Source organism: Anaerolineales bacterium, from assembly GCA_015075625.1.
Classification (GTDB): Bacteria; Chloroflexota; Anaerolineae; order Aggregatilineales; family UBA2796; genus UBA2796.
The window spans coordinates 24,540-49,182 of sequence record JABTTZ010000001.1; the positions used below are offsets into that span (position 1 = coordinate 24,540).

The 24,643-nt window shown below is 56.5% G+C and carries 25 protein-coding genes; 11 read left to right on the plus strand and 14 right to left on the minus strand.

Features of this window, described 5'->3' with window-relative positions:
• Positions 1-166 precede the first annotated feature (166 nt).
• The 6 genes from HS103_00080 (at position 167) to HS103_00105 (ending at position 5,450) form a co-directional block, all read left to right on the plus strand.
• The gene (locus HS103_00080; protein ID MBE7511198.1) at positions 167-925 is read left to right on the plus strand and encodes a MinD/ParA family protein; all 759 of its coding nucleotides are present in this window, start codon (positions 167-169) and stop codon (positions 923-925) included.
• A 28-nt stretch (positions 926-953) separates the two neighbouring features.
• Complete coding sequence (locus HS103_00085) at positions 954-2,036, plus strand: serine/threonine protein kinase (GenBank protein MBE7511199.1); 1,083 nt, start codon at positions 954-956, stop codon at positions 2,034-2,036.
• A 70-nt stretch (positions 2,037-2,106) separates the two neighbouring features.
• Positions 2,107-2,865, plus strand: coding sequence for a hypothetical protein (locus tag HS103_00090; protein ID MBE7511200.1), 759 nt, complete (start codon positions 2,107-2,109; stop codon positions 2,863-2,865).
• A 143-nt stretch (positions 2,866-3,008) separates the two neighbouring features.
• Entirely contained in the window at positions 3,009-3,425 is a 417-nt protein-coding gene (locus HS103_00095; protein ID MBE7511201.1) for a hypothetical protein, read from the plus strand.
• Positions 3,426-3,497: 72 nt separating this feature from the next.
• Entirely contained in the window at positions 3,498-5,198 is a 1,701-nt protein-coding gene (locus tag HS103_00100; protein ID MBE7511202.1) for a hypothetical protein, read from the plus strand.
• An 18-nt stretch (positions 5,199-5,216) separates the two neighbouring features.
• Positions 5,217-5,450, plus strand: a complete 234-nt coding sequence (locus HS103_00105) for a hypothetical protein (protein ID MBE7511203.1) — start codon at positions 5,217-5,219, stop codon at positions 5,448-5,450.
• A 23-nt stretch (positions 5,451-5,473) separates the two neighbouring features.
• Here the strand turns inward: HS103_00105 and HS103_00110 are convergent, their stop codons facing one another.
• The 7 genes from HS103_00110 to HS103_00140 form a co-directional block, all read right to left on the minus strand.
• Complete coding sequence (locus tag HS103_00110; protein MBE7511204.1) at positions 5,474-6,952, minus strand: hypothetical protein; 1,479 nt, start codon at positions 6,950-6,952, stop codon at positions 5,474-5,476.
• A 108-nt stretch (positions 6,953-7,060) separates the two neighbouring features.
• Positions 7,061-7,573, minus strand: a complete 513-nt coding sequence (locus HS103_00115; GenBank protein ID MBE7511205.1) for a hypothetical protein — start codon at positions 7,571-7,573, stop codon at positions 7,061-7,063.
• Positions 7,574-7,620: 47 nt separating this feature from the next.
• Positions 7,621-8,676 (minus strand): hypothetical protein, encoded by a 1,056-nt coding sequence (locus HS103_00120; protein MBE7511206.1) that lies wholly within the window; start codon positions 8,674-8,676, stop codon positions 7,621-7,623.
• Positions 8,677-9,034: 358 nt separating this feature from the next.
• Complete coding sequence (locus HS103_00125) at positions 9,035-11,719, minus strand: hypothetical protein (protein MBE7511207.1); 2,685 nt, start codon at positions 11,717-11,719, stop codon at positions 9,035-9,037.
• 69 nt (positions 11,720-11,788) lie between these two features.
• Positions 11,789-12,016 (minus strand): YtxH domain-containing protein, encoded by a 228-nt coding sequence (locus HS103_00130; protein MBE7511208.1) that lies wholly within the window; start codon positions 12,014-12,016, stop codon positions 11,789-11,791.
• 1 nt (position 12,017) lies between these two features.
• The gene (locus HS103_00135; protein ID MBE7511209.1) at positions 12,018-12,509 is read right to left on the minus strand and encodes a hypothetical protein; all 492 of its coding nucleotides are present in this window, start codon (positions 12,507-12,509) and stop codon (positions 12,018-12,020) included.
• Positions 12,478-12,861: a hypothetical protein gene (locus HS103_00140; GenBank protein MBE7511210.1), complete on the minus strand. Its 384-nt coding sequence runs from the start codon at positions 12,859-12,861 to the stop codon at positions 12,478-12,480. The genes HS103_00135 and HS103_00140 overlap by 32 nt, the downstream gene beginning before the upstream one ends.
• Before the next feature lie 45 nt (positions 12,862-12,906).
• Here HS103_00140 and HS103_00145 point away from each other — a divergent pair, with 45 nt between their 5' ends.
• Positions 12,907-14,187 carry an SRPBCC family protein gene (locus HS103_00145; protein MBE7511211.1) on the plus strand — a complete coding sequence of 427 codons (1,281 nt, stop codon included), beginning with the start codon at positions 12,907-12,909 and terminating at the stop codon, positions 14,185-14,187.
• A gap of 57 nt (positions 14,188-14,244) precedes the next feature.
• Here HS103_00145 and HS103_00150 read toward each other — a convergent pair whose 3' ends face one another.
• Together HS103_00150 and HS103_00155 are read right to left on the minus strand one after the other, a co-directional pair.
• The gene (locus HS103_00150) at positions 14,245-14,562 is read right to left on the minus strand and encodes a sulfurtransferase (protein ID MBE7511212.1); all 318 of its coding nucleotides are present in this window, start codon (positions 14,560-14,562) and stop codon (positions 14,245-14,247) included.
• Between the two features lie 25 nt (positions 14,563-14,587).
• Positions 14,588-15,085: a hypothetical protein gene (locus HS103_00155; protein ID MBE7511213.1), complete on the minus strand. Its 498-nt coding sequence runs from the start codon at positions 15,083-15,085 to the stop codon at positions 14,588-14,590.
• Positions 15,086-15,342: 257 nt separating this feature from the next.
• Here HS103_00155 and HS103_00160 point away from each other — a divergent pair, with 257 nt between their 5' ends.
• Entirely contained in the window at positions 15,343-15,978 is a 636-nt protein-coding gene (locus HS103_00160) for an NAD(P)-binding domain-containing protein (GenBank protein ID MBE7511214.1), read from the plus strand.
• A gap of 183 nt (positions 15,979-16,161) precedes the next feature.
• Positions 16,162-17,040: an SDR family oxidoreductase gene (locus tag HS103_00165; protein MBE7511215.1), complete on the plus strand. Its 879-nt coding sequence runs from the start codon at positions 16,162-16,164 to the stop codon at positions 17,038-17,040.
• A gap of 71 nt (positions 17,041-17,111) precedes the next feature.
• Here the strand turns inward: HS103_00165 and HS103_00170 are convergent, their stop codons facing one another.
• The 4 genes from HS103_00170 to HS103_00185 form a co-directional block, all read right to left on the minus strand.
• Positions 17,112-18,146, minus strand: a complete 1,035-nt coding sequence (locus tag HS103_00170; GenBank protein ID MBE7511216.1) for an ABC transporter ATP-binding protein — start codon at positions 18,144-18,146, stop codon at positions 17,112-17,114.
• Positions 18,147-18,148: 2 nt separating this feature from the next.
• Positions 18,149-18,982 carry a sulfate ABC transporter permease subunit gene (locus HS103_00175; GenBank protein MBE7511217.1) on the minus strand — a complete coding sequence of 278 codons (834 nt, stop codon included), beginning with the start codon at positions 18,980-18,982 and terminating at the stop codon, positions 18,149-18,151.
• On the minus strand, positions 18,969-19,826 hold the full coding sequence (gene cysT / locus HS103_00180; protein ID MBE7511218.1) for a sulfate ABC transporter permease subunit CysT: 858 nt from the start codon (positions 19,824-19,826) through the stop codon (positions 18,969-18,971). The genes HS103_00175 and cysT overlap by 14 nt, the downstream gene beginning before the upstream one ends.
• A gap of 364 nt (positions 19,827-20,190) precedes the next feature.
• Positions 20,191-21,246: a sulfate ABC transporter substrate-binding protein gene (locus HS103_00185; GenBank protein ID MBE7511219.1), complete on the minus strand. Its 1,056-nt coding sequence runs from the start codon at positions 21,244-21,246 to the stop codon at positions 20,191-20,193.
• 873 nt (positions 21,247-22,119) lie between these two features.
• Here HS103_00185 and HS103_00190 point away from each other — a divergent pair.
• Both HS103_00190 and HS103_00195 read left to right on the plus strand, forming a co-directional pair.
• Positions 22,120-22,716 (plus strand): hypothetical protein, encoded by a 597-nt coding sequence (locus tag HS103_00190; protein ID MBE7511220.1) that lies wholly within the window; start codon positions 22,120-22,122, stop codon positions 22,714-22,716.
• A gap of 180 nt (positions 22,717-22,896) precedes the next feature.
• Positions 22,897-24,153, plus strand: a complete 1,257-nt coding sequence (locus tag HS103_00195; GenBank protein ID MBE7511221.1) for a sigma-70 family RNA polymerase sigma factor — start codon at positions 22,897-22,899, stop codon at positions 24,151-24,153.
• A 78-nt stretch (positions 24,154-24,231) separates the two neighbouring features.
• Here the strand turns inward: HS103_00195 and rsfS are convergent, their stop codons facing one another.
• Positions 24,232-24,621, minus strand: coding sequence for a ribosome silencing factor (gene rsfS / locus HS103_00200; GenBank protein ID MBE7511222.1), 390 nt, complete (start codon positions 24,619-24,621; stop codon positions 24,232-24,234).
• Positions 24,622-24,643: the final 22 nt, after the last annotated feature.

The window sequence follows — 24,643 nt, forward strand, 5'->3', positions numbered from 1 at the left end:
GGGAAGGCGGCGAAACCACAAGGGCGTACAGCATACATCTTCTTTCTTTGGCGTATCAAACTTGTGCTATACTCGCCCCCATTGGAATGGCATTTCCCACATTTTGCGGATAGAATCGGTGATCGTCACTCTCAGACCATCGCCCTCAGAAAGGTAGCTGCATCGCATGGCTAAGATCATTTCGATCCACTCGTTTCGTGGCGGGACGGGCAAATCGAACACATCAGCGAATCTCTCCGCCATCATGGCGTCGGAAGGCAAGCGCGTCTGTGTGATCGATACGGATATTCAATCCCCCGGCATTCATGTCTTGTTAGGGCTTGGCGAAGACGACATGAAACTGTCGCTCAATGATTATTTATGGGGCAAGTGCCAAATTGAAGAAGCCGCTTATGATGTTACTGCGAATGTAGACCCCAGCATCGAAGGGAAGCTGTTCCTCGTTCCGTCTAGCATCAAAGTCAGCGATATTGCCCGTATTCTGCGCGAGCATTATGATGTTGGCTTGCTCAATGATGGCTTCCAACGGCTCATTGAGGCGCTCAAACTGGATGTCCTGATCGTTGATACGCACCCCGGTTTGAACGATGAAACGCTCCTTTCGATTGCCATTTCAGATGCGCTCGCTATTATCATGCGCCCAGACCAGCAAGACTTTCAAGGGACAAGTGTCACCGTAGAGGTTGCCCGCAAACTAGACGTGCCTCGCTTGGTTTTGATTGTGAACAAAACGCCCACCATCTACGATTTCAATCAAGTCCGTCAGAATGTTCATGAGCGCTTTGGTGCTGAAGTTGCGGCAGTGCTGCCCCACTCTGACGAAATGATGGTCTTGGCATCGGAGGGGGTGTTCGTCATGAAATACAAAGATCATCCCATTGCTCAAACCCTTCGCGGGGTAGCGCGTTCGCTCCTTGAGGACTAGCCCCGGACGGTCTGTTAGAAAAGGGTGAATGATGCTCAACCTCGTCGGTCAGCGGCTAGGCAACTACGAAATCATCTCCCGCTTTGGCGAAGGAGGCATGGCGGCTGTCTACAAAGCACGCCAAGTCAATATCAAGCGTGAGGTAGCCATTAAAGTCATTCTGCCGAGCCTTGCCCAGCGGGATGAATTTAAGAAACGCTTTGATAAAGAGGCTGAATTATGCGCCTCCCTAAGCCATCCGAATATCGTCAAAATCTTTGATTATGGCGTGGCGCGGGGCTTTCACTTGGCGCTCACCAATGACTCGATTGATGCCCGCAAGGACGTGTACTTCATTGTCATGGAACTGCTGACGGGCGGCAGTTTGGCAAGCAAAATCATACGCGAACCCTTGCCGCTCAGCGCCGCCGTGCCAATCATTGAGCAGATTGGCTCAGCGTTGGATTACGCCGCCTCACGGGGGCTGATTCATCGTGACCTGAAGCCGGGGAATGTCCTCTTTGACGCACAAGGCAACGCCATCCTCTCCGATTTCGGCATTGCACGCCTAGAGGGGGATAAACAACAAATCACCCAAGACGGTATGGCGATGGGAACGCCTGCCTATATGGCGCCTGAAATGTGGGAGGAGGTCGAACTAACCCCCTCCCTCGATATTTATGCGCTTGGGGTTTTGCTCTATGAGATGCTGACGACAAAACTACCCTTCTACTCGCGGACTCCCTACGCGATCATGAAAATGCACCGCGATGATCCTGTCCCCTCTGTCTCGAAGCATGTCGATGGGATACCCCCTGGTGTGGATGAGGTGATCCGCAAAGCAATGGGCAAAACGGTTGAAGACCGCTACCCCAAAGCAATGCAGATGGCACGCGATCTGAAAAAAGTTGCCGCTGCCGCTGAAACAGATACCGTCCTGCTGGAAAAATCAGCCGAGGCAAAACTTTCCCCAGAGCTTCAAGCAGAGCGGGCGAGGGCGGTTGCCGGCAAGCCTTCTAGCGCTCCGAAGGAGTCGGCTTCAACCTTAAATCCCAAAATTATTCTTCCCCTCATCGCCGTTGGGGTGGTCGTCATTTTGATCCTGTTGTTGATTCTTGCTGGGCGGGGCTAAGGAGCGATTATCAACAAAGTCATGATAGAATCAGCTGTCAGATGAATCGTAGTGCGGGGGATAGACAACCATGAGTCAAAAACCCACCGGGCAGCCACCTTTTGATGATTCATCATCAGATAATGGAATCAAGCCCACCGACCTCTTGGCGCTCCCCCCAGATGAGCGCAAGATTATGCGCATCATCATGCGTTATCCTAGCGTGAATCGCACTGGCGTTTACGCGCTTATTGAGGCAATGCCGCCCGAAGAACACCTCTCCCGTGCCGCCATTGATGGGGCATTGATCGATCTCGTTGAAAAGGGCTGGCTTCAGCAGCGTGGCGATTCCTACGAAGTTGGCGCAATTAACCGCACCTTTGCCTTGAATCAGGCCTATGATGCGCCCCATACTGATCCCAATCCTACCCGCCCGAACGCTAAAAAAGACACCGCTGCCACCCAAACCGGACAAACCTCGGATCGCCATCGTCGCGGCTTGGATCGGATCAGCAACTTTTGGGGCAAGCTAGGGGCAAAGGGTGAGGCAGAGCTTCAAGAGAAAAGCTCCAATGCTGCCCGTATCCGGCGCAACGATGCCACCTCTGATGAGGAAAAACCAGAAGGTCCGCTGCGCAACGAGGCGCAAAAGCAGGGCTTTGTCAGCAGCCTCTTTAAGGAATTTACCGGCGGCAAGGCGAAAACGCTGGAGGATATTCCCCCCGAACAACGGGAAGTTACCCTTAGCCAACCCGCCACGCCGCCTTCGGGGACATCGGTGCGCATTAGCAAGCTGTTCGAGGAACTCCGCGCTAAACCGAAAAACGACGACGACGACGAGAAAAAATAAACGATCTTATGGGAATCTTATAGCACCGTTCAAGGAGATCGCCCCCTGCCGATTGACAAACCTACTCATCACACTATACTTGTGGATTACGATAGGCTGTGGGGAGCAAGGGATAGAATACCGCTGCTTATACGTCTTGTAAGATGTTTGATTATAGCGCAGCCAGTGAGGATACTGCAATAAAGCCGCGTATTTACTCCCTGCTTGTTTGTTCCCAAGTGATCCGCGATGATCTCACGGGGGGCTGGCAGTTGAATCCCGTCAGCCATTTGGCGGTGGGCGGGATTCCTATTGCCCTTGATCTGATCGTTGTGGCGAATGTCATGGCGCCGCCCGGTATGTATGAATTGGCGTTTGGCGTCCGGCACGACGAGGATTACACCTCGCTGCCGCTTACCAAGCCGACATCGGTTGAGATCATGCCCGAAAAGAACCTTGAATTCATGGCGCGGGTCTCCGTGACGCTGAGCAAAGATGGGCTGTACGTCTTCAGCGCCGACCTCATCAACTATGACAACGCGGTTGCCCCTATTCGGATCACCATGCGCGATGGCGGATGATCCTCGAAAAACATCAGCCTGTCGCCAAAAATCAAGAAACCTACAGCATTTTTCAAGGAGATTGACCACTTAGTGGTTGACAGCCCGGCTTATCACGATATACTCACCGATGAGCAGGCGGTGGTGATCAAGGGCAAACGAACGACGCCCGTCCTTCTGGTAAGAAGGCTGGTTGTAGTCCAACCAGTGAGGGTACTGCACACACTATCCCCAAAAGATCAACCCATTGTGCCTATGAGAACCCGCCTGATCACCCTTGCCTGTCTGCTGGCTCTTTGTGTTTCCACCTGTATTTCTGTCTTTCCTTCCCACGCCCAATCAGACGGTACGGATCGAAAAAATTACCGCAGCGCGGCGCTTGGCGTCGCCTTTGATTATCCGGTGGAATGGGAGGTGCGCGAAACACCGCAAACGGGGACAGTCATTGCCGCCTCACCTGCCGACCTCACCGCCATTGCCAGTGGCATAACCCCTGTCGGGTTGATCTTCACCCTCACAATGACGACGATGCGCCAAATTGGGGCGGGGACTCCGGCTGATTTTTATGCCGTGCTTGGGCGGATGGGTGCGGCGGGGACGGCAGGGGAGACAGAAATCAATCAGGCGCGGGGGGTCCTTGCCGATACGCAAAACTCAACGACAGGCATTGCCGGACGGGTGCTGATCCTTTCGGTGGGGCAGCGTCGTGTTGCCCTTGTGCGGGGGTTTTCTACGCCCCTCAACTGGACAGAAGGCACAGCCAGCGCTTTTGATGCGATCACGGCGACGCTCACCTTCTTCACCCCTGACGGGAAAGACCTAGACCGCATTGGGACGCCCCTTTGGAATTTAGAGCCGCCCAACCTCACCCGCCTGACGGATGTCAGCCTCTCGGCAAACGGGGGGACGATTTTCGTCTCCGACGCCGAAAAGGGGATTTGGACTCTGAATCCAGCCGGAGAGACGCTTAGTATTGACCGTCCCTCGGCAATCAGCACCTTTGGTGGGTTTGCCGTTCTTGCCAACAATACGCGCTATGTGGCTGACCCCACCTCGCATACTATTTGGCGGATTCGGGGGAACGATGTTCAGCGGCTTGCCGGCGGGCGGGAAGGCACACAGCGCGGCGCCTTTGGCGCGGGGCATCCACGCCTCATCGCCTTTCCCGAAGAATTGATCTACGCTCTTGATGAGACGGAAAACGGCGTTCGCATTCAGATTTTCAACCGCACCGGACAGGCGCTTACCGCATGGGAGTTGGATCGCATTTTGGGCTACCGCATTGACGCCCCAATTATGACGGCGGATAGCGGCGGTTATGCATATATTGTGGGGCGCAACACAAATGGCATTGCCATTCTCAACCCGAATGGGAGCATCCTCCGCCAGAACATTGCGGCGGCGGCGCTGGCGGGGGTAGAGGTGACAGCGATCACCGTAGATCGCTTCGTCAATTTTTACGTTGCCACCCGTGATCAGGGCGTATTCCGTTTGAATAGTGATGGGCTGCTGCAAGGGGTGATCGGTGAACCCTATGATGGGGCGTCACCGCCTAAATTGGGGCAGTTGGCAAAGCCCGTCGCCCTTGTCTTGGCGGGGGATAGCGCCTTGCTCTACGTCGTTGATGCCGAACCCTACCCCCAAGTGGTGTCCTTCTCTCTGAATGGGGATCGGGCGCTTGATTTGAAATCGGGAACACGTGAGGGCGGGGCAATCGCCCCCGGAGCGCGGGTCTTAGGGGCAATCACGCCGTCCGCGTTCGTTTGGGAATACCATTTTGAGGGGCAGCGATGACAGATCATCACCATTACGATGAGCGCCCTCGACAGCACGCTTGATCCCTACCTTGCCTTGTTGAATTTTGAGGGAAAGCCCCTCTTTGGCATTGACGACACCCGCGCCGCCGATTTGGGGCGCTTTGACGCCCGTATCGCTGAATACCGCCTCCCCTATACGGGATCGTATCGCATCCAAGCGACGCGCTTCGGACGAGAGGCAGCCACCAGTCGGGGCGAATTCGAGTTAACCTTTGAGGTAGCAAAGTAGGCGGGGCGGCGTCCGTCCTTGCTTTAAGCCGAAAGAAGGCGTAGAACCGTCCCTTTAAGGCGTTGGCTAGAGCAGCCATCAAAGTAGGAGTCGTCCTGACTGTAGGGAGCAAGCGTCTCTTTGATGTGGGCGAAATAATCCCTATCATGCAGCAAGCGCTCTACCTCTGCCTGAAGGTCGGGCGCGGTAAAGGTGCGGATCAACTCTGGTTGGCTGCCCCAATAATAATTTGCCCACCGTTCGATCTGGGGGGGCAGTAGGGTATCGTACATGCTCATCATAACGACGGGAATCGCACAGCGCAGCGCCCATTGAAGGGTGTTCGTATACCAGGAGACAAAGAGTTTCCCCTCAGGGATGGCTTCCAACAGCGGGCGTTCCTCAATAGGGATGGATAGCTCTGCACAGAGCGCCCGATACCATGCTTGCCCATGAGAGGGGTGTAAACAGGCTCGCACCTCGGCAGAAGTTTCCTTCAGGGCAAGCCCCACCTCAGTCAAGATGCGGCGATGCTCATCCCATGTAAGGGCATAGCCATGTTCGGGAAGGGGCGGAACATACCATAACAAGAGAGGACGCCCATCACTGCGGGCAGTTGAGAGGGGCTGCTCTTTCAGCGCCTCAAAGAGACGATCATCCGTCCGTTCGCCGGTGACGATCAAGCGTTCGCGGGGGACACCATACCCTTCATAACGCGCTTGATCACGCGGGGAAGGGAGCAGCAGGTAATTCGCTTTGCCACCGCCCATATACCAGGGGCTGCGCGGCTGAATGCCAAACCCCCACTGCACCCAAATGTCCAGCGGGTGAGTCCGAAAAATAGGGCGCGTCTCAAAACGTTTTACCGTGTGAGGGAAGATAAGCGCGGTGAATTCCTGAAAAAGGCGAGAATGATGCGTATAGCGCGGGCGGTTGATCGCCATTTCAAGTTTTCCTTCTTGATAGCTGTTGGCGGTGGCACGCGGAGGGATGATCATTGGGACGCCCTGACGATGTAGTTCAGTCGTGAAATAGATATCCCCATCCTGATCGCTGTTGAGGAATGCCCCGCGTGGTTTGAACAAGGAAACCACCTCGCGATAGAGATGTAATTTTTGGCGGGTGTTCTGAATGAGCCACTGGAACAAAGTAACCGGAGCAATAAGCTGCCGCCCAACGCCGCGCACCCGCCTGTAGAGAGAGCGCCCGCCTGTCGTGTTGGCGGGGGCTTCCCCGGTGTTTTCTGGTTGTTTCTCGGCGGATGCGACGTTTGATGCATCGCCTACCCCTAAAAACCGCCATAGGTGAAGGGCGGGGTACACCTCTATGAGACATTCGCGCCACTCCGTTTCGGTTTCGTAAAGGAAAACGGGCAGAAAGCGCTCGGCAAGCGCTTCGGCAAGGAAGATCATATCCGGCATATTCAGCCGAAAGCGCGGCTGAAAAAAGACGACAGGCTGTGTAAGCGTGCCACAGAAGGCACGCGCTTGAGCAAAGTTGGTGATGATGGGAGCGTTGGTCACAGGTGAGTTCTTCTGGTGATCGATGATTATGGATAGAGCTTACCCCTTTTTGCCTCTGTGCGAAAAAGGGGATATGCCCATGAGAAGGGATGCTTGGGGAGGTATTCGTTAAGGCATTCTGGCAACAACGAGGGCAGCCGCCAGTTGAAGGCGCGTTAAATCGCCCCGAAACGATGCGGCGCTGCTGTATATCTGCGCATACAACGTCCCTTTCCGAATGTAGAGAGCGAGGGTTGTTCCCGCATCATAGAAAGCATCTTCCCCCAAGCCGGCTATCGGCGTTGGCTTGATGTAGGACGGGCTTTTGAGCGCCTCGAACATATCGGTGTTTCCCTGTTTGGCAACGCCCAGATAGACCGTCAGAATGGTGTTCCCATTGGTATCATTGTAAATACATTCAGACTCAAACCGCCCCACACTGGATGTCCCATCGACAGGTGTGTTGTCAAAGATTTCACGGACTTCCTCTTTGATGATCAAGAGGCAAGGATCAGGCAAGTTTTGCGATGATTCGGGGGAAGGGTTGCCTGGCGGGTTGGTCGGCGCTGGCTGTGAACTGCCACAGGCGGCGAGAAAGACCATGACCATGATCAGTGAAAGGGAAATCACAACCTTACGCATGGCACACCTCGTAAACATGAAAAACGCAATGCGCTTCTAGGATAGTCTCAATTGAGGAGTTCCGCTACCGCACAGTTGGTGCAGTGAAGGCTTTTCACCGGAATGCCGCTGACGAGATCAGCCAACCAATCGCGGAAGGGAATCCCTGCCGTTTGATAGGTGTAAAACTCAGGGCGGGTCAGAATGGTATGCCCGCTGCCGCCATTGATGAAGGCGCGGAAGTTTGGCACGCTTTGCTGAAGATCGTTCAACATTTGCTGCATTGCCTCTTGCCAGCCGCTTTCACCCGTCAGCGCCAAGAAAAAGGACTGCACCCCGTCATTTACGGTGGTGAATTGGGCAAACGTAACGGCTGGAAAACGCGCCGCCACTGCTTTGTAAAGGATATTTACCGTTTGGTCGGAAGGGGGTGTGTTCTCTAGCTCTGGCAGCCATTCGTGCAGCACCTCCACCGTCCCCCACACATCAAACCCCGTCCAACCCACCGCCACGACACCCACACCCGAATCACCAAGGTGGTAGGCTGGCACGCCATCATAGTGTTCTAAGATACCTTTGGCGTGAACAATTGCCCCCAAACTGCCCGCACTGCCGCCCGCAATGAACACCCGTGATGGGGTGGGGAAGCGTTCATAAATTTGGGCGAGGGCGGTTTGGGCGTTGACAAACCCCCGATGATGAATGGTGATCCTCGATGACCCCTGCTCATAGGTATGATCACTGTTCCCGATGTGCAGATCGCCTGTGCAGTAGCTCAGCAAGATGATCTGATCCCCCTGAAAGGGGTTTTCGGGGCGATCTGTGAACATGCCATCCCGATAGCGATCTGGGAGGTCGGCGGGGACGTTTGGGCGGTACATGCCACTCTCGGTAGCGCACATTCCCTCATCCCAACAAGCGCCCCCACCAGCAAAGAAAATGACGAGGTTATCGTTTGTGCCGGGGCGGTAAAAATAGCTGTAGGACGAGCCATCGGCGCAGATGGTTTCTCCGCCGGGGGTGATCCGCTGCCATGGCGGGGGTGTTGATGGTTGAGCAGTGGTAAGGGCGGCGGGGAAGGTAAGAACAACTAGGATGAACAAAACGATCCATCGTTTAGCCATAAGGTCTCGTATCTCTCAGGTTAGGCGGCTGAACATGGTGATCTCATCGATGAATCTACGAGGACAGTCCCTATCATAATAGCCTACGCCGCAAGGATTCACCAAGCCCCCTTGTTTGGCGAAAGGAACAAGACTGGATAGCAAAGCGTGGGGTTACAATGCCAGCGCTAAGGCTGATCACCCCGTTGGGGCTTAAACGGGGTACAGATTCCCTCCCCACATTCGCCAGATTGGGTTGTATGAGAGGTTTACCCTTCAGAATCTCGATTTACCCTTTGCCCGTGTGTGGAAGCACACACCGAAAGCGGCTCGTCATCCCCCTTGTTGAGGAGGGGAAAGGGCTGTCGTTGACCCTCTGCTATCCCACATACGCCTTTGCCGCGAACTCGCGGTTTGTGGTGGCTTGGGGGAGCGCTGTCCCCGCCGCCGCAATGCGCTTTATCCGGGTTTCTGCCCGCTCCAATAAGCCTTTTGCCAATGTGTCTCGATCATTTGCTTCAACGGCTTCTTTCAGAAATTCCGCTGCTTGGGAAAGCGTTTGTACATCATCCAAAAGCAAGCGCCCCAATTCCCGCGCATATTCGCCCAAGCGCAGCTTGACCGTCGGATTCTGCTCATAAACAAGGTGGATGGCGCGGCTGTAATTGGCAACCGCTTCAGAGCGATCATTTTGGAAATAACGCACCCGCGCCAACCCCACTAAATTCACCGATTCGTTGTGGGTATCGCCTTGCTCGCGGTTGAGGAAAAGCGCCCGCTCATAGTAACTTTGCGCTTGCGTCCACGCCCGCAGCGCCTCGTGGTTGGCGGCAATTTGTCCGGTATAAAAGGCTTCGTCGTTCTCCAGCCCTTCGCGGTGGAAGATGGTCAATGCCTGCTCCAACATCAGAATCGCTTCCTGATGTTTCTTGGCATCCTGATACGCCATTCCTAAGCGGGCAAGCCCTTGCCCAATCGAATCCCACTGTTCGGTGGCACGCAGCTGCTCTACGACATTCGTATACACTTGTATCTCATCGCCGCCCGTCGCTGCCTTCGCCATCCCTTGCATCATGATCAGCCGTGCAGTGCGGGGTTTATCGCCCGCTTTCCGCGCCGCCGCAATGCCCCGCGTGGCATAGTCGTCCATCTTTTTGTAATCGCGGAAACGGCACAGCGAGGCAAGCTGTTCAAGGGCATCTGCCTCCCCCGCCGCGTCCTTTAATTGTTCATAGTGGCTGAGGGCATCGGCATAATAGTTTGTGGCGTCAGCGTCATTTTCCATCTCCAAGCGGGCGAATGCTCCTAGCCGCATGAGGACGGCTGCCTCGCGTGCGGGGTCGTTCGCGGCTGCTGCCAGCGCCTCCTGAAGGCTGTCCAGAGTGACCTCCTCAACGGGGGGAGGGCTGTCCTCTTGGGCGGGCGCTTCCCCAAGTGGGGCAAGGGTGAGCGGCTCGGTGTCCACTTCATCAAGGGTGAGCGGGAGCGGGTCGCGCTCGGCATGTGCCGGCACAAAATCGGCAGGCGTTGGGGGAAGGTCGGGAAGGGCTTGATCGCCAGCAAGGGTGGGGGCGAGATCAAGCGGAGGGGGAAGTTTTTGGATCGGCTGTGTTTCGACCTTTGGCGTTGGCGTCTTGATTCCGGTATTGAACAGATTCAGGGGCAGGGGGGGCGTCGCTTGGCTATCGTCGGGGGAGGGTTCCGGTTCAAGGAAATGGGGTTGTTTGGGGGCAGGGGGGAGGGCGGTTTGGGGCATTTCTGTGGGCGAGGTAGGCACAGGCAAGGGGATTGGGGTGGGCGTTGTCGGCTGGATGAGCGCGACAAGCTGTTTGAGCTGATCGATTTCGGGACGGAAACCACGCACACTAAGGAAATTCCCGGCCTTCACCTCCAGCGCGACAATGAGGTGTCCGAGGGCGTCGTGATCGCTTTTGTCGGTAAAAACCGCCCCCGCCCCCAAGATATTGGGGAGTTCCACAACCAGCGCATCATGATCGGAAGGCGACTCCTTCGCGTGGCGGTCAACATACCCCGCCATGACCTGCAACATCCGCCCTTCTAGCCCTTCCAGACGCCCATAACCGCGCAACATTCCCTGAAAATAGCGGGCGACAGATTCGTGAATGGTGAAATAAGGTTGGCGATAGAGCGTGCTTTCGCGCAGCAGCCCACGCCCGACCAAAAGCCGCAAGAGGGAAAGGGTTTGTTCGGGGACGATTTTGGTCAGCCCAGAGACAACCTCCACCCCGGCGCCGCCCGCAAAGGTGATCGACATAGCCATGATCACCCCTTGTGCCGGCGCGGGAAGGCGCTTGAAGATCATCCCTAAAATCGTCCCCAGGGTGTCCTCGCCAGTGGTGGTGGGAAGGCTGGCGACAATCTCGCCCGGGGAGAGCTTCTCCGCAGCGGCATAGCGCCCGAACAGTTCTAGGGTGAGCGGCACACCACCGATGATCTTTCCCAACCCAAAGAGATCGTCATTGGGGTCGGCGGCGGGGCTGCCCGCATAATGGCGGAACATATCGACGCGCTCTGTTTGGCTAAGGGGGGCGAGGTGGGCGCTTGTCCAGCGTGAATCCTCGCTTGGGGGGGAATCGTAGGTGATCAAGACGGGGACTTCAGCGGCACAGGCTTGGATAAACTCATAGGCGGCGTCGAGATCGACAATGCCATCAAGGACGATCAACGGGCGGCTTTGCATCAGCCGCGCCCGCGCTTGGGAGGCACGGACGGTACTTCCGCCTGCATAGGGGGCATAGGTATCAACCCCGAAGGCACGCCCCACCCGCGCTACCAGTGTCCGAGCGTCATCTTCCAACACGTCCAGCCAGAGGACGCCGCCCCGCTTGGAGGCAATATAGCCCGTTGCCAAGACCGCTGCCAGCGCCGTCTTGCCCATCCCTGCCCCACCCGCGATGAGGAAGGCGCCGCCAGCTTTCAGCGCCGGGTAGAGGGCAGCGGCAACTTTATCTCGTCCAATCAGTTTTGTCGGGGGTAGGACAGGCAGCGCCCGAATATCGTGAACGGGCGCCTGATGTGGCGTGAAGGGACGGTTCGACTCCATCGGTACACCTCGTTTGGATGCCAGCGTGACTGACAGATCACTCAATCACTCATTGTATCAATTAGCGTGTCAACGCTTGTCAGCCCGATTCAATTGGCGGGCGGCGGCTTTTCCCGCCCGTAGGGATTCATCGATGCTCTCGCCGTCGATCTGGCGGCGAAGGTGAGTGGCGGCATCTTGCGTTTGTTCGGCAAGCAAGGCGCGGCTTTCGCGCCCGCTGCGGGGAGCGCGGATGAAGCCAATCACCGCGCCGATGACTGCCCCTATGACCGCCCCGCGCCAAAAAAAACGCCCCATCTTAGGATTTCTTCTTTCCACGTACTAGGCGGCGGATGTTGCCGACCTCGCGCAGAAAGGTGACCGCCCCCACGACGGTGGAGGTGGTGCGAATGACGGGACGGGTGACGCTCTGCGAGACAAATTCTGTCGTCCCCCGTGCGGTGGCAATCGTATCCCGTGCTTCCTCCAAGATCGGTTTCACCTCACTGCTCAAGAGATTGACAAGGGCGGTTAGTTGGATGATGAGGAGGACGAAGGCAGCGCAGATCAAAATCCCTTGCAGCGCCAAAACGACAATGAAGAAATCGCGCAGGATGCGGAAAAAGTTTGCCACGCCCGCTGAATCTGATGCGCCGCCAATGACGGCGATGAGAAAGCCGATGATGACAAAGAGCGCCAAGCCGCCAAAGGCAATGCCCATCCAACGCATCATCGTTGGACGTGATTCGTTCTTAGGCGTATCGTCTGCCAGATGGTCTTTAGCGATCCATGGTTCGGGAGCGTTGGACATTCCCTAAAGTCCCCCTTAGAGCGCCTTTGCCCAAGCGTGGGGCGCGTTTGCTGGTCAGAAACCGTGTGAACAGAAGTGCCATGAGTGCGCCGAAGGTTGCGGCAAACAGGTTGATTTGCCCGACGCGAAAGAGCGTCACGGCAAAGGCATTGCCAAAGATTTGCCCTAGCGCAAACCCAAGCCAACCCGCCAAGAGGTAAAGCGCCAACCGCCGCGCATTTCCCCCAGAGACAAGGTGAAATGCCGCCCCGTAGAGCGTTGCCATAATGAAGCCAAAGACGACTGCCGGACTCGGCATGATGCCATTTCCTGTGCCGATTGCCTGCCACTCATGCCAATTGTACCTGATCATGTTAAACTCACCACGCAACCGAAAACCACGAGGAGTATGTATCGCGTGCCGTCTATTGACCAGCGCCAGACCATCGCTGCGCCCGCCGAAGCGGTGTGGGGATTCCTCGCCCGCCCAGAGTTGATCTCGAAATGGCACAAGGGCTATAAGCAAGTGTCGATCCTCAGCACAAAGATTGGGGTGGTGGGAACGCGGCGGCGCGTGGTGGATGAGGCGGGGCGTGCCACCATTGAGGAGATCAGCCAGTGGTTGGAAAATCTTGGCTATGAGTATGTCATGGTGGAGGGACGTTATCGAGACTATCGGGGGCGGCTACGTCTACAGCCAATTCCCGAAGGGACGATTGTGAACTGGACGTTCGAGTACCACTTGCGGGGTATTCTGCCGCGCCTCGGCTATCGCCGTCGCCTAGAGGGGCTGATGAGCGAGAGCCTGAAGGCGCTCCGTAAACAGGTGGAACTCAGCGGGGTGCGCATTGACCCTGACAAACAAGAACGATTTGCCATGCGCCCCGCGCCGAATTGGGAAGAACGGGCGGCACTTGCCCACAAAACAAGCCGACAGCCCATTGAATCGGTTGCCCCTAGCGCCCCCCGTGCCGCACATGTGGCGCTGCCCGATGTGGAACGGGCGATTGTCTTGGACGAGGATGACGCCTCTCTGCTAAGCGCTGAAGCAACGATGCCGATGAGCTACACGACCACCGCTCCAACGCCTATCGCCTTGCCGCGCATGGCACCACCGCCGCCGCCAACAGAGGCGACTATTTTACGGGGGGGGACGCCGCTCCCCGCGCCGCCCGACCCCTCGTTTGTGGCGTCGCTGAGCGGGGCTGAACCACCCATAGCCGATACCAAACCGCGCAAACCAAAAGGTCTAGAGGAAGCGCTGCACACCGGCGCAGAACATGCCGACCCACAGGCGTTGACCGTTCCCGTCTCATTGGTTGCCCCGCCCGCCGCTCCCCCCCCTGCCTCTGCGCCGCCGCTGGAGGTGACGCAAACGTATGCCATGCCCGCCGCCTCGCCACCGGTAAGGCTCTTTGCCCCAGACCCGCCGAAAATTCTCACGGAGCGCCCTGTGCCACCTCCCACCCAACACGATGATACAGGGACGACCAGTGTTTGGGAGGCATTCGGCTTGACCCCGCCCAGTGAACGCAACCGCGAGACGACGGAAATGTTGATCGCCACGCTGCAAGAAGGCAGCGGGACGACAAAAACACTGCGAGGGGTGGTGAAGGCGCGAGGACGGCGGGCGACAATCCCCGTTCGGCGGGCAGCGACGGGGGATAAACGAACGATGGCGCGGCGGAAACGTCGTTAAGCTGCTTTGCGGGGGAAGGCGGACGCGCTGCAGCGCGTCCCTACCGGGGTGAGGGGGTTAATAGGTGGGAACGGCGGGATCAACCTCGCTTGACCATTGGTTGATGCCGCCCATCATATTCAAGATGTTTGTATAGCCCTGCGCCATAAGCCACCAGGCGACCTGCTCACCGCGATTCCCATGATGGCACATGATCACAAGGGGGGACTCCTTTGGGAGACGTTCCACCTCAGCGGGGAGGTTATCCATAGGGATGTGCAGCACGCCGGCGAGGGCGGCAGTTTCCACTTCCCATTCCTCCCGAATATCCAAAATTACAAGTGCTTCGCCGGAATCGAGGCGGCTTTTTACTTGGGTGGGGGTGATGTTTGGCATCGTCACGATGATGTGTCCTCATCCTTTAGCGTGGAATAGCGTACTCTTGCTGCCCAGAATAATAACGCTGAACTTGTGACCAGACGAGGGTCGCTGTTTCATGGACAAGGGGGTTTGTGGGGTCTATGGCGCGTGCCTGCTGAACAAAACTCCACGCTTCTAAGGGGGAGGTGGCAAGGTTGACCAAATAGAGCCACGCCCCAACATGGCGCGGATCGCTGTGGGTGACTTGGGTGAAGTAAAAGCGTGCTTCCTCCACGCGCCCACCCATGAGGGCAGCAACCCCCAGATTGTAGGCGACGGCGAGATCAAAGCCCGTCCGATCTGGGGGGGGGCGGCGGCGGAGGGCAAACCACAGAATGAGAAGTGCTGCCACCCCAAAGGGAATTACCGCCAATGCGCCGACAAAAAAGCCGCTGGCGGGTTTGCGCCCCTTCCCCCAAAAGACGAGCGGGGTAATCACCACCCCCATAAGGAGGCTGAAGGCAAGGTAAACGAGATAGGCTTGAAGGCGTGTGTCCATACCTATTATTCTAACCCGCAAGCTGTTTTTTTGATCCCCCTTTCGCCTACGTTTCGGCTACCACTGGTAAACGGCTGTCACAGTGATTTCGAGAAAAACCCTATCCTCCCCGCACCCCTTTCCCCGTAAACAGGGAAAGGGGCGCGGGGAGGGCGGGTTAGAGAAGGTCAACACACCCTCGTTTGGTAACGATTGGCTCAGACAACACGTCAAAATGTATGGGATGATTGTGATGAATAGAGCAAAGAGGGGTTATGATGAACGTTGGCATTCTTGGATCGGGCAAGGTTGCCCAAACATTAGGGACAAAGATTGCCTCACTGGGTCATCCCGTGATGCTTGGGGCGCGGGATGCGGCAAAATTGACCGAATGGGCGGAGGGGACAGCGAACACCCAGATTGGCACATTGGGCGAAACGGCGCAGTTTGGCGAAATTCTCTTTAACTGCATCAGCGGCAGTGGGTCGCTAGAGGCGCTCACGCTGGCGGGTGCAGAGAACATGGCAGGGAAAATCCTGATCGATCTCGCCAACCCGCTGGATTTTTCGCAGGGGTTTCCGGCGCTCTTTGTAGCCAACACCGATTCACTCGGTGAGCAGATTCAACGGGCGTTCCCCGATGTGAAAGTTGTGAAGGCGCTGAACACGGTGACGGCGGCGCTGATGGTCAATCCATCACAGCTTGGGGGAGATCACTTCCTCCCGCTATGTGGGAACGACCCTGAGGCACGGGCGACAGTGGCAGACATCTTGAAAATATGGTTCGGCTGGCAGACGATCCTTGACCTCGGTGATCTAAGCGGGGCGCGGGCGATGGAAGGGATGCTGCTGATGTGGATACGCCTCTACGGGATGTTTGGGACGGGCATGTTTAACTTTACCCTTGTAAAGTAACTCTGTAACTCACTTTACGCACTTGGGTTTGTTCACCCCGTATTCATCGAAAGGGGCAGCTTGAGGGGGAAGCCCCCTCAAAAAAAGGGTATTCCCCCTCTCCCGCGTAGCGGGCTGAGGGGGGCTGGGGGGTGAGGGTCTGTGCGTAAGGTGCGTATGTAATATAAGCACATTGGGAGATGTATGACTACGTTGAGTGGAAAAACCGTCCTGATCACCGGCGCAACGAACGGGATTGGGAAGCAAACGGCGCTTGAGTTGGCAAAACAAGGGGCAACCGTTGTGATCGTCGGGCGTAACTCCGAACGAACACAGGCAGTCATTGCCGAAATCAAAACGGTGACGAACAACCCAAACATCGAAGGGCTGATCGGTGATCTCTCGCTGATTGCCGACGTGCATCGCCTTGCCGATGAATTCAAGGCACGCCATGATCGCTTGCACATTTTGATCAACAATGCGGGGGGGATTTTCTTCCAGCGCGAAGAAACGAGTGAGGGACATGAGATGACCTTTGCCCTCAACCATCTCAGTTACTTCCTGCTGACGAATCTGCTTTTGGATATGCTTCAGGCAAGCGCCCCGGCACGGATCATCAATGTTTCGTCGGATGCTCACCAGATGGGAAAAATCGACTTTGAGGATATTGAACTGAAGAAGGCATACGCCGCCTTCGCCGCCTACGGACGTTCCAAGCTGATGAACATCTACTTCACCTATGAGTTGGCGCGGCGTTTGAAGGAATCAGGCGTGAGAGGGGTCACGGTGAACGCGCTTCATCCGGGCTTTGTGCGCACGGGGTTTTGGCATAACACCCCAAACGGGTTTATCAAAGGGGTGATGGGTGTTTTGCAGCGGTTCGGGCTGACGGTGGAAAAGGGCGCGGAAACGTCTGTTTACCTTGCCACCTCGCCAGAGGTAGAGGATGTGAGCGGGAAATACTTTGAAAAGAAGAAGGCGAAACCTTCGGTGAAGGGATCGTATGAGAAGGACGAATGGGCGCGGTTGTGGACGGTGAGCGCTGAGATCACCGGGTTGGCTGTGCCAGAGATGGTGAGTTAGCCCGACGGTGAATCGCAACCGCAGGGCAGGCGGATGCCCAGGGGGCATCTCTACGGGGTGCGGGCGATGCCTTAGGATACCAACCGCAGTGCCGCCCGCCCCTCTATGACGGATTCCCCGGAAATGACGCGATAACTGCGTACCCCAACGGCGAGGCGCTCACCGGCATGAAGGCTTAGCTGGGTTGCCGTCTCGCCCGTTAAGAGGGCATTCACCGTGACGCCAGATTCCAAGGTCAGGCTGACGCGCTCGCATGCCCCGGCAAAGATGGTTTCGGTCACCATGCCGTAGCCAATGACCTCGCCTTCGACCTCGCCAACGTGCCGCGCCACGCTGATCGCCTCTGGGCGTGCCATGATCTCCGTCTTAGCTCCCTCCCATCCGGCGGGGATGAGGTTTGCCGTCCCTAAAAAGAAGGCGGTGTAACGGTGTTGGGGAGTCTGATAAAGGGCGGTTGGTGTCCCGACTTCTACAAGCCGACCGTTTTCAATGACCCCGATCTGATCGGCAAGTTCAAGCGCCTCGTCCTGATCATGGGTGACGAGGATGGCGGTGATCCCTAAGCGGCGTTGGATCGCCCGTACATCGCGCCGCAACTGGGTGCGGATGCGCACATCAAGCGCCCCGAACGGCTCATCCAACAGCAAGACCTCCGGTTCATAGGCAAGCGCCCGCGCTAAGGCAACGCGCTGCTGCTGACCGCCGGAAAGCTGATCGGGATAGCGCTCACCATAGCCCGCCAACTGAATCAAACTGAGCAGTTCCCCCACCCGCGCCGCTTGCGCCGCTTTGGAGACGCGCCGCACATCCAGCCCAAAGGCGATGTTTTCGGCAACGGTCATGTGCCGGAAAAGGGAATAACCCTGAAAGACAACGCCGGTGTTCCGTTTTTGGGGAGGGAGACGGGTGACATCCTGCCCGTGCAGCCAGACGCGCCCTTTATCCAGCGGGGTGAGTCCAGCGATCATGCGTAGAATGGTACTTTTCCCGCTGCCGCTCTCGCCTAGCAATACGAAGAAATCGCCGCGCTCAATGGTCAGGGTGACATCCTGAACGACGGGCGTCTTGCCAAATGATTTTTGGACATTTTCGAGATGGATAGACATCGTTATTCGCCTCTCCTGAGGGCGACGCCGGTCTTACCGCGTCGCAATACATCCATAATCACCAGTGAAAGGATAGACAAGACGATGAGAACAAGGGCAATCCCATAGCCGCCCACGTTGTTTCGATCATCCAGCGCCCGTTGAAGGTAGACTGTCGCTGTCTCGGTGGTGCGTTCAATCTGCCCACCTGCCACCGCCACTGCCCCGTAGTCGCCTATGGCGCGAATGAAGGTGAGCATGATTCCAAAGCCAAGCGCCCGTGAGATTTGAGGAAGGATCACCCGCCGAAAGGTGCGCCAACGGCTGGCGCCCATCGTGGCGGCGGCATCTTCCTGTTCCCGACGGAGCGAGGCAAGGATAGGCTGCACCTCGCGCACGACGAAAGGCAGGGTGACAAAGACGGTAGCAATGACCACCGCTAGGGGGGAATAAACAAGGGCGACAGACTCCGTTTTGAACCACCCCAAGCGCCCAAAGAGGACGATCATCGTGTAGCCGAAAATGACGGGGGAAAAGATAAAGGGCGCATCGACAAGGGCATCAAAAAAGTGCTTGCCGCGGAACTCATGACGCACCAAGACCCAGGCGAGGGCAATACCAGCAATCGTGTTGATAATCACGGCGGTGAAGGCAGCAATGAGGCTGAGACGAAAGGCAATTAGCACATCGGGGCGCGTCAGTTCGCGGATGAGCGCCTCGCCACCGCGACTGAACGCCCCACCGAGGACGGCAATAAAGGGGGCGGCAACCAACACCAGCCCGTACAGCAGGACGATCCCAACAAGGACTGCCCCAACGAGGTTTTGGGGACGCTTTGCCCGCTCAGTGGTGTTCACGGTGCGTCCTCCGAATGATGCGATCCGCCGCAAGGGTGAGGGCAAAGGCGAGTAACAACAGTAAGCAAGAAATGCTGCTTGCCGCCGCCATGTTGCCATTTTCTACTTGGGTATAGACGTAGACCGTTGCCGTTTGGGTGCGCATGGGGATGTTGCCGGAAATAATGACCGCCGAGCCGAATTCGCCCAATGCCCGCGCAAAACTCAGCAGCGCTCCGGTTAGCACAGCGGGAAGGATCGCGGGGAAAATGACCCGTCGGAACGTCCGCCAGGGGGATGCGCCGAGGGTGAGCGCCGCCTCTTGCTGGCTTGCCTCAAGGGACATGAGGACAGGTTGTACGGCGCGAACGACGAACGGATAGCCAATAAAGAGCAGGGCAAGGATAATCCCGGGCGAGGCAAAGATGATCTTGACGCCCAATTCCTTCTCAAAAAATTTGCCGATCACCGTTTGCGGACCGTAAAGCAAGATGAGCATGACGCCGGTGACAAGAGCGGGGACGGAAAAGGGAATATCGATCAGGATATTGAGCAGCCCCTTGCCTGGGAAGTGATAGTGAACGAGGACGTAGGCGGTGAGCGTCCCCATGATTGCGTTGATCACCGCCATGACTGCCGCTGTCCAGATGGAAAGCCACATGGCGTTGATTGCCGCTGGACGACTGATGCTGAGCCAGAAGGCATCCCACCCCCCGCGCAAGCCCTGGACACTGACGACGATCACCGGAACAAGGGCGAACAGCATAAGGTAGCTGAGAGCGGCAGCCCGTAACCCCCAAACACCCCAACGGGGGGTGAATGTGGGGCGGAGTGAAAGAGGGAAGGACGGTGTAGTCGTTGTCATTGACATTTGGTGTGTTGGTTCGTATTGAATCCGTTTTTCGTAAGGGTGACCCCCGAAACCCCTTCCCCTCTGCGCATGTGGAGAGGGGAGATAGGTAGTCCAGCGCTAAAGCACCGGGCTGAGATCAGGGAGGACAAAGACGCTGCTTTTAGCTCCGGTTTTGGTGCAGGGATTTAGATTGTGTTGACATCGTAATCCCAGTGATCCCGCCGCTAAAGCAGCAGACTAAAAGCAACCACCCCTTCGGGGCTTGGAAACCCTAACCTCCACCCCGCAAACACAGAGAGAATCTCTCCCCCTTTCTCCGCGTGCGGGGAAAGGGGGCGGGGGGATAGGGGTTCTAAACCAAAAACGTCAACAGAACCTAGTTCCCCGTCTTTTCAGCGATCAGCTTGGTCACTGCCCCTTCATCGCCAAAGTAGATGTTCAGCGCCTCTGCCCACCCGCCGAATTCCTCAATGGTGAACACATCCTCCACTGGGGCGAATAACGCCTCAAATTCTTCCTTCGTCAGGGCATCTTCGACCACCGGACGGAAGTAGTATTTGGCGAAAATGCGCTGCGCTTCGGGCGTGTAGAGGAATTTCACAAAGGCTTCTGCCTCTTTGCGAACGCTGTGCTTATCGGCATAGCCATCGACAACGGCAATCGGACTCTGAAGTAAGATGGTGGAAGTTGGGTAAACAGCCTCAACCTCTGCCCCCGCTGCGATCCCGCTGAGCAGTTCGCTTTCCTGGGTAATCACTACATCACCGATGCCGTTTTCAAAGTTCAGGACGTTTTCGCGCCCATCTTTTGCCAGTGTCACGACGTTCTTGAGCAGGTCGCCATAGAACAGCAAGCCCCCTTCGGCGGTCTTTTCATAGCCTGAGACAAAGCCGCGCTTTGCCGCACCGATAGCGCCCAAGGCATTCCATCGCGCTCCACCGCTGGTTACCGGGTTGGGGCTGAGCGATTCGATCCCCGGTTTGACAACATCTGCCCAATCCTTGATGTCTTTCGGATTATCGGCACGGACGCCTAAGACAACGAGGGAGGTCGTCACAATCCCCTTATATTCATTGTCCTGCCAATCGTAGGTGATCAGCCCCGCCTTGATGAGCGTGTTGATCTCGGTTTCTTGCTGGAGAGCGACCACATCCGCTTCCAAGCCACCCGCGACAGCACGTGTGAGCGCACCAGAGGCTTGATAGGTTTCTTCAAAGGAGACACGGGTACCGGTCTCCTTTTCGTAGCGTTCTTGGAAAAGGGCGATGATCTCGCCATAGGCTGAGCCAGCGACGGAAAACGCGCCAAAGGTCAGTGTCACATTGCCTTCGGCAGAATGTGCCGGATTCACATCCCCAAAGATGCCAAAAATCCCCAAGGCAAAGGTGGCAATGATCAGAAAGGGAAGGTATTTACGGAGAACCGATAGCATGGATACTCCATGAACGTTCGTTTTTGGGTTGTTTCACAAGAATGCTGTTTAGGGCATCCACACAGAGTATTAGCAAGAAAAAGCCCCGAATACGTCGTTCAGGGCTGATGATTCAGGGTCATTTTGACGCTGGAGATCAGCAACACAGACACGCACACAGACCACACCCACAACAAGCGGCGCTACAACAGCCACAAGACGGCTGACAGCGACAAAGTGTGTGAACTGGAACGCGGTGCATACAGAACATCTCCGATTTATTTGGATAGTTTCTGTGCCTTTCAACGACACAAGGACAAGGATAGCACAGTTTTTTTCAAATTACAAGAGTTTTGTGATTGATTTAGTAGGAATTAGCAAAAATGAGGGATTCAATGGGGGTACTGGCATAGGGTCCGAGGGAGGGTAGAAGGGAGTGGGGCAGCACAAGCAGCCCACCCCGTATGGAGGTAGGCTGTTTGTCGTTTCTAGGAGAACCCCTATCCCCCCCGCCCCCTTTCCCTGTGTACGGGGAAAGGGGGCGGGGGAGCAGCAGAAAGAGTCGGCGATAACTGTACTTATCGGAAATTTGCTGCAACCACACCCACCTTGTTTTGGCGCATATACCCACGCCCCGACGCTAAAGCACCGGGCTGAAAGCGCCACCTTCGGGGCTTGAAAGACGCATACAGGATGCGGTATAGTAGTTTCCCAAGCCCGGCGGGGGTGGAGTCAGCCCTAGTTCGCTGTTTGAGTGGCGAGGGCTATATCTCTGCGGCAGCCCTCCCATTCCGAATCCGTATCAATTTTTGCCAAACGATTCACAGCCTGCTAAACTTTACACTCCCTCAGCCGCACGCATGAGGGGTTTGCACCGTGTTCAAGTGGGGATACATGACACCCCCCAAACAGGCATCCCAATCAACAGCCACAGCCCGTCTGCTTTTGATCGTCCTCGTTGTCCTTATGGCGGCGGCGTTCATTCTGAGCGGGATACGGCGGGCATCTGTGGAGTATGCGCCAACGGCGGGCGTTGAGGTCGCTCCGTTTGTCTTTCCCGATGTGGAGACGACGACGATCACCAAAATCATGCTGATCGCAGCCGATCAGAAACGATCCTTAACCCTGATAAAACGCCCCGGCGATTGGCGCGGGATCGATGAAAGTGGGGTAATTCTCCCCGTCGATTTAACCCAAATGCCCGAAGTGCTGCATGTTTTAGCAAATATGCGTTATAATCGGGCTATGACGATTTCTGAACGTTCGGCATTGGAGACCTTCGGGTTGGCAGACGGCGCTTACGTCACCGTACAGTTTGAGGCACTGAATACGCCTTACGTGCTACGAATTGGCACAAAAAATCCCGATCAGAGCCTTGCCTATGCATGGCGCGGTGTTGAATCGGAGATAGTCCTTGTTCCCTCGGCACAAGCGGACACCCTCTTGCGCCTGCTTGAAAACAAGGCAGCAAACCCAGAGGCAACTCCCTAAGGGGCGGCAATCCACACCACGCAAGGTATGCCTGTGTGCTGACGCCCCACCCCTTCGGTGGGGTGTTTTTTTCGGTGCTACGTATCAAAGCGTCACCATATTGAGCCAGTTGTAACGTCCGAGCGAGACTACAGACACAACAGACACACAAGAGAGACAAAGGGTCAGCGTAGAATGTTGATGGCGACGGATAAGGTGCTCCAGCGGCAAATCACACAGCAATTGATCGGCAAGGGGGAGGCGCAAGGCTTCATCCTCTATGAGGATATTCTGGCGCTCATCCCCAACGCCGAGCAAAACCTCGAACTTGTTGAGGAGGTCATGGATAGCCTTGCTCAGGCGGGAGTGACCGTCTCTACTGAACCGCCCCACGCCGACCCTCTCACCATTGAGAGTGCCGATCCCGATCTCCCCGACATGCTGGACATGCCCGGTGATGACGATTTGGAAGGCATGGCGGAACTGGAGGCAATCGGACTTGATCTGATCGAAGACCTCGGCTACCAACAGGCGATTGAAACCGATGATGTCGTCGGGCTTTATCTGAAAGAAGCGGGGCGCGTCCCCTTGCTCACTGGTGAGGAAGAAGTTCGCCTTGCCAAGCGGATGGAGATGGGGCGCTTTGCCCTCGAAAAACTTCAAGACGAAGGCGATTACCTGCCCCTTGAAGAACGGATGGATTTGAACGATGTCGTTGAGGACGGCAACCGCGCTCAGGAACATCTGATTCAGGCGAATTCCCGCCTTGTGATCAGCGTGGCAAAAAAGTACACCGGACGCGGCGTCCCCTTCTTAGACTTGATCCAAGAGGGCAACATCGGCTTGATCCGCGCCGCCCGGAAGTTTGAATACCAGCGCGGACACAAGTTCAGCACCTATGCCACGTGGTGGATTCGGCAAGCGGTTAGCCGCGCTGTTGCCGATCAGGGGCGGACGATCCGCGTACCCGTCCATATGGGTGACCAGATTAACCGCTTGCGGCGCATCTCCCTACGCCTGACGCAAGAGCTAGGGCGCGAACCGGTCATGGACGAACTGGCGAAGGCGATGAACACTACGCCGGACAAGATCAACACCCTGCTGGAGATTTCTCGCCGTCCGGTGAGCCTTGAAGCGCCCACCGATGAGGATGAGGAAACGGAGATCGGTGATTTTGTTGAGGATACACGCAGCATGTCGCCCTCGGAGGAAACGGAAGGGGAAATGTTGAAACATCACCTCTCGGTGGCGCTTTCCCGCCTGCCAGACCGCGAGGCGCACATCTTGAAACTGCGCTATGGTTTGGAAGATGGCGAGGCGCACACCCTAGAGGAAGTGGGCAAGGCAATCGGCGTCACGCGGGAGCGTGTCCGCCAGTTGGAGGCGCAAGCGATCAACCGTCTGCGTCGTTCGTCCTCCCACCAAATTCTGCGGGATTTCTTGGAAGGGCGCGTTTAAAAACCGCCCCCCCTCTGACCGCACCACTGTAGGGACGCCCCCTGGGGCGTCCGTCCTACCTCACAATCGAATCGCCGCTTATTGCACCCGCAGCAGCACAGGCGCGTCCCGCCATAACCCCTCAAGGTCATAATAACTGCGGGCTTGGGGGGCAAACATATGGACGATCACATCGCCATAATCCATCAGTACCCACCCATCCTCGCCCTTGCCTTCCACCCCTGCCGGAAGAATTTGCGACTCTTTTTTGATTTCCTCGCGGATTTTTTCGACAATCGCGTTCAACTGCCGGTCACTGTTCGCTGTCCCAATGACGAAGTAATCGCACATGACCGTCAACCCGCGCAAATCCATCAGGACGATAGCCTCGCCCTTCACATCTCCAATCAAATCAACGACGCGCCGCGCCAAATCTACGGATTCCGTAAGCGCCTCCCAACCACATCCTACGTGAACTAGAACCGCCATTCTATCATGAGGCGGCGGGAGC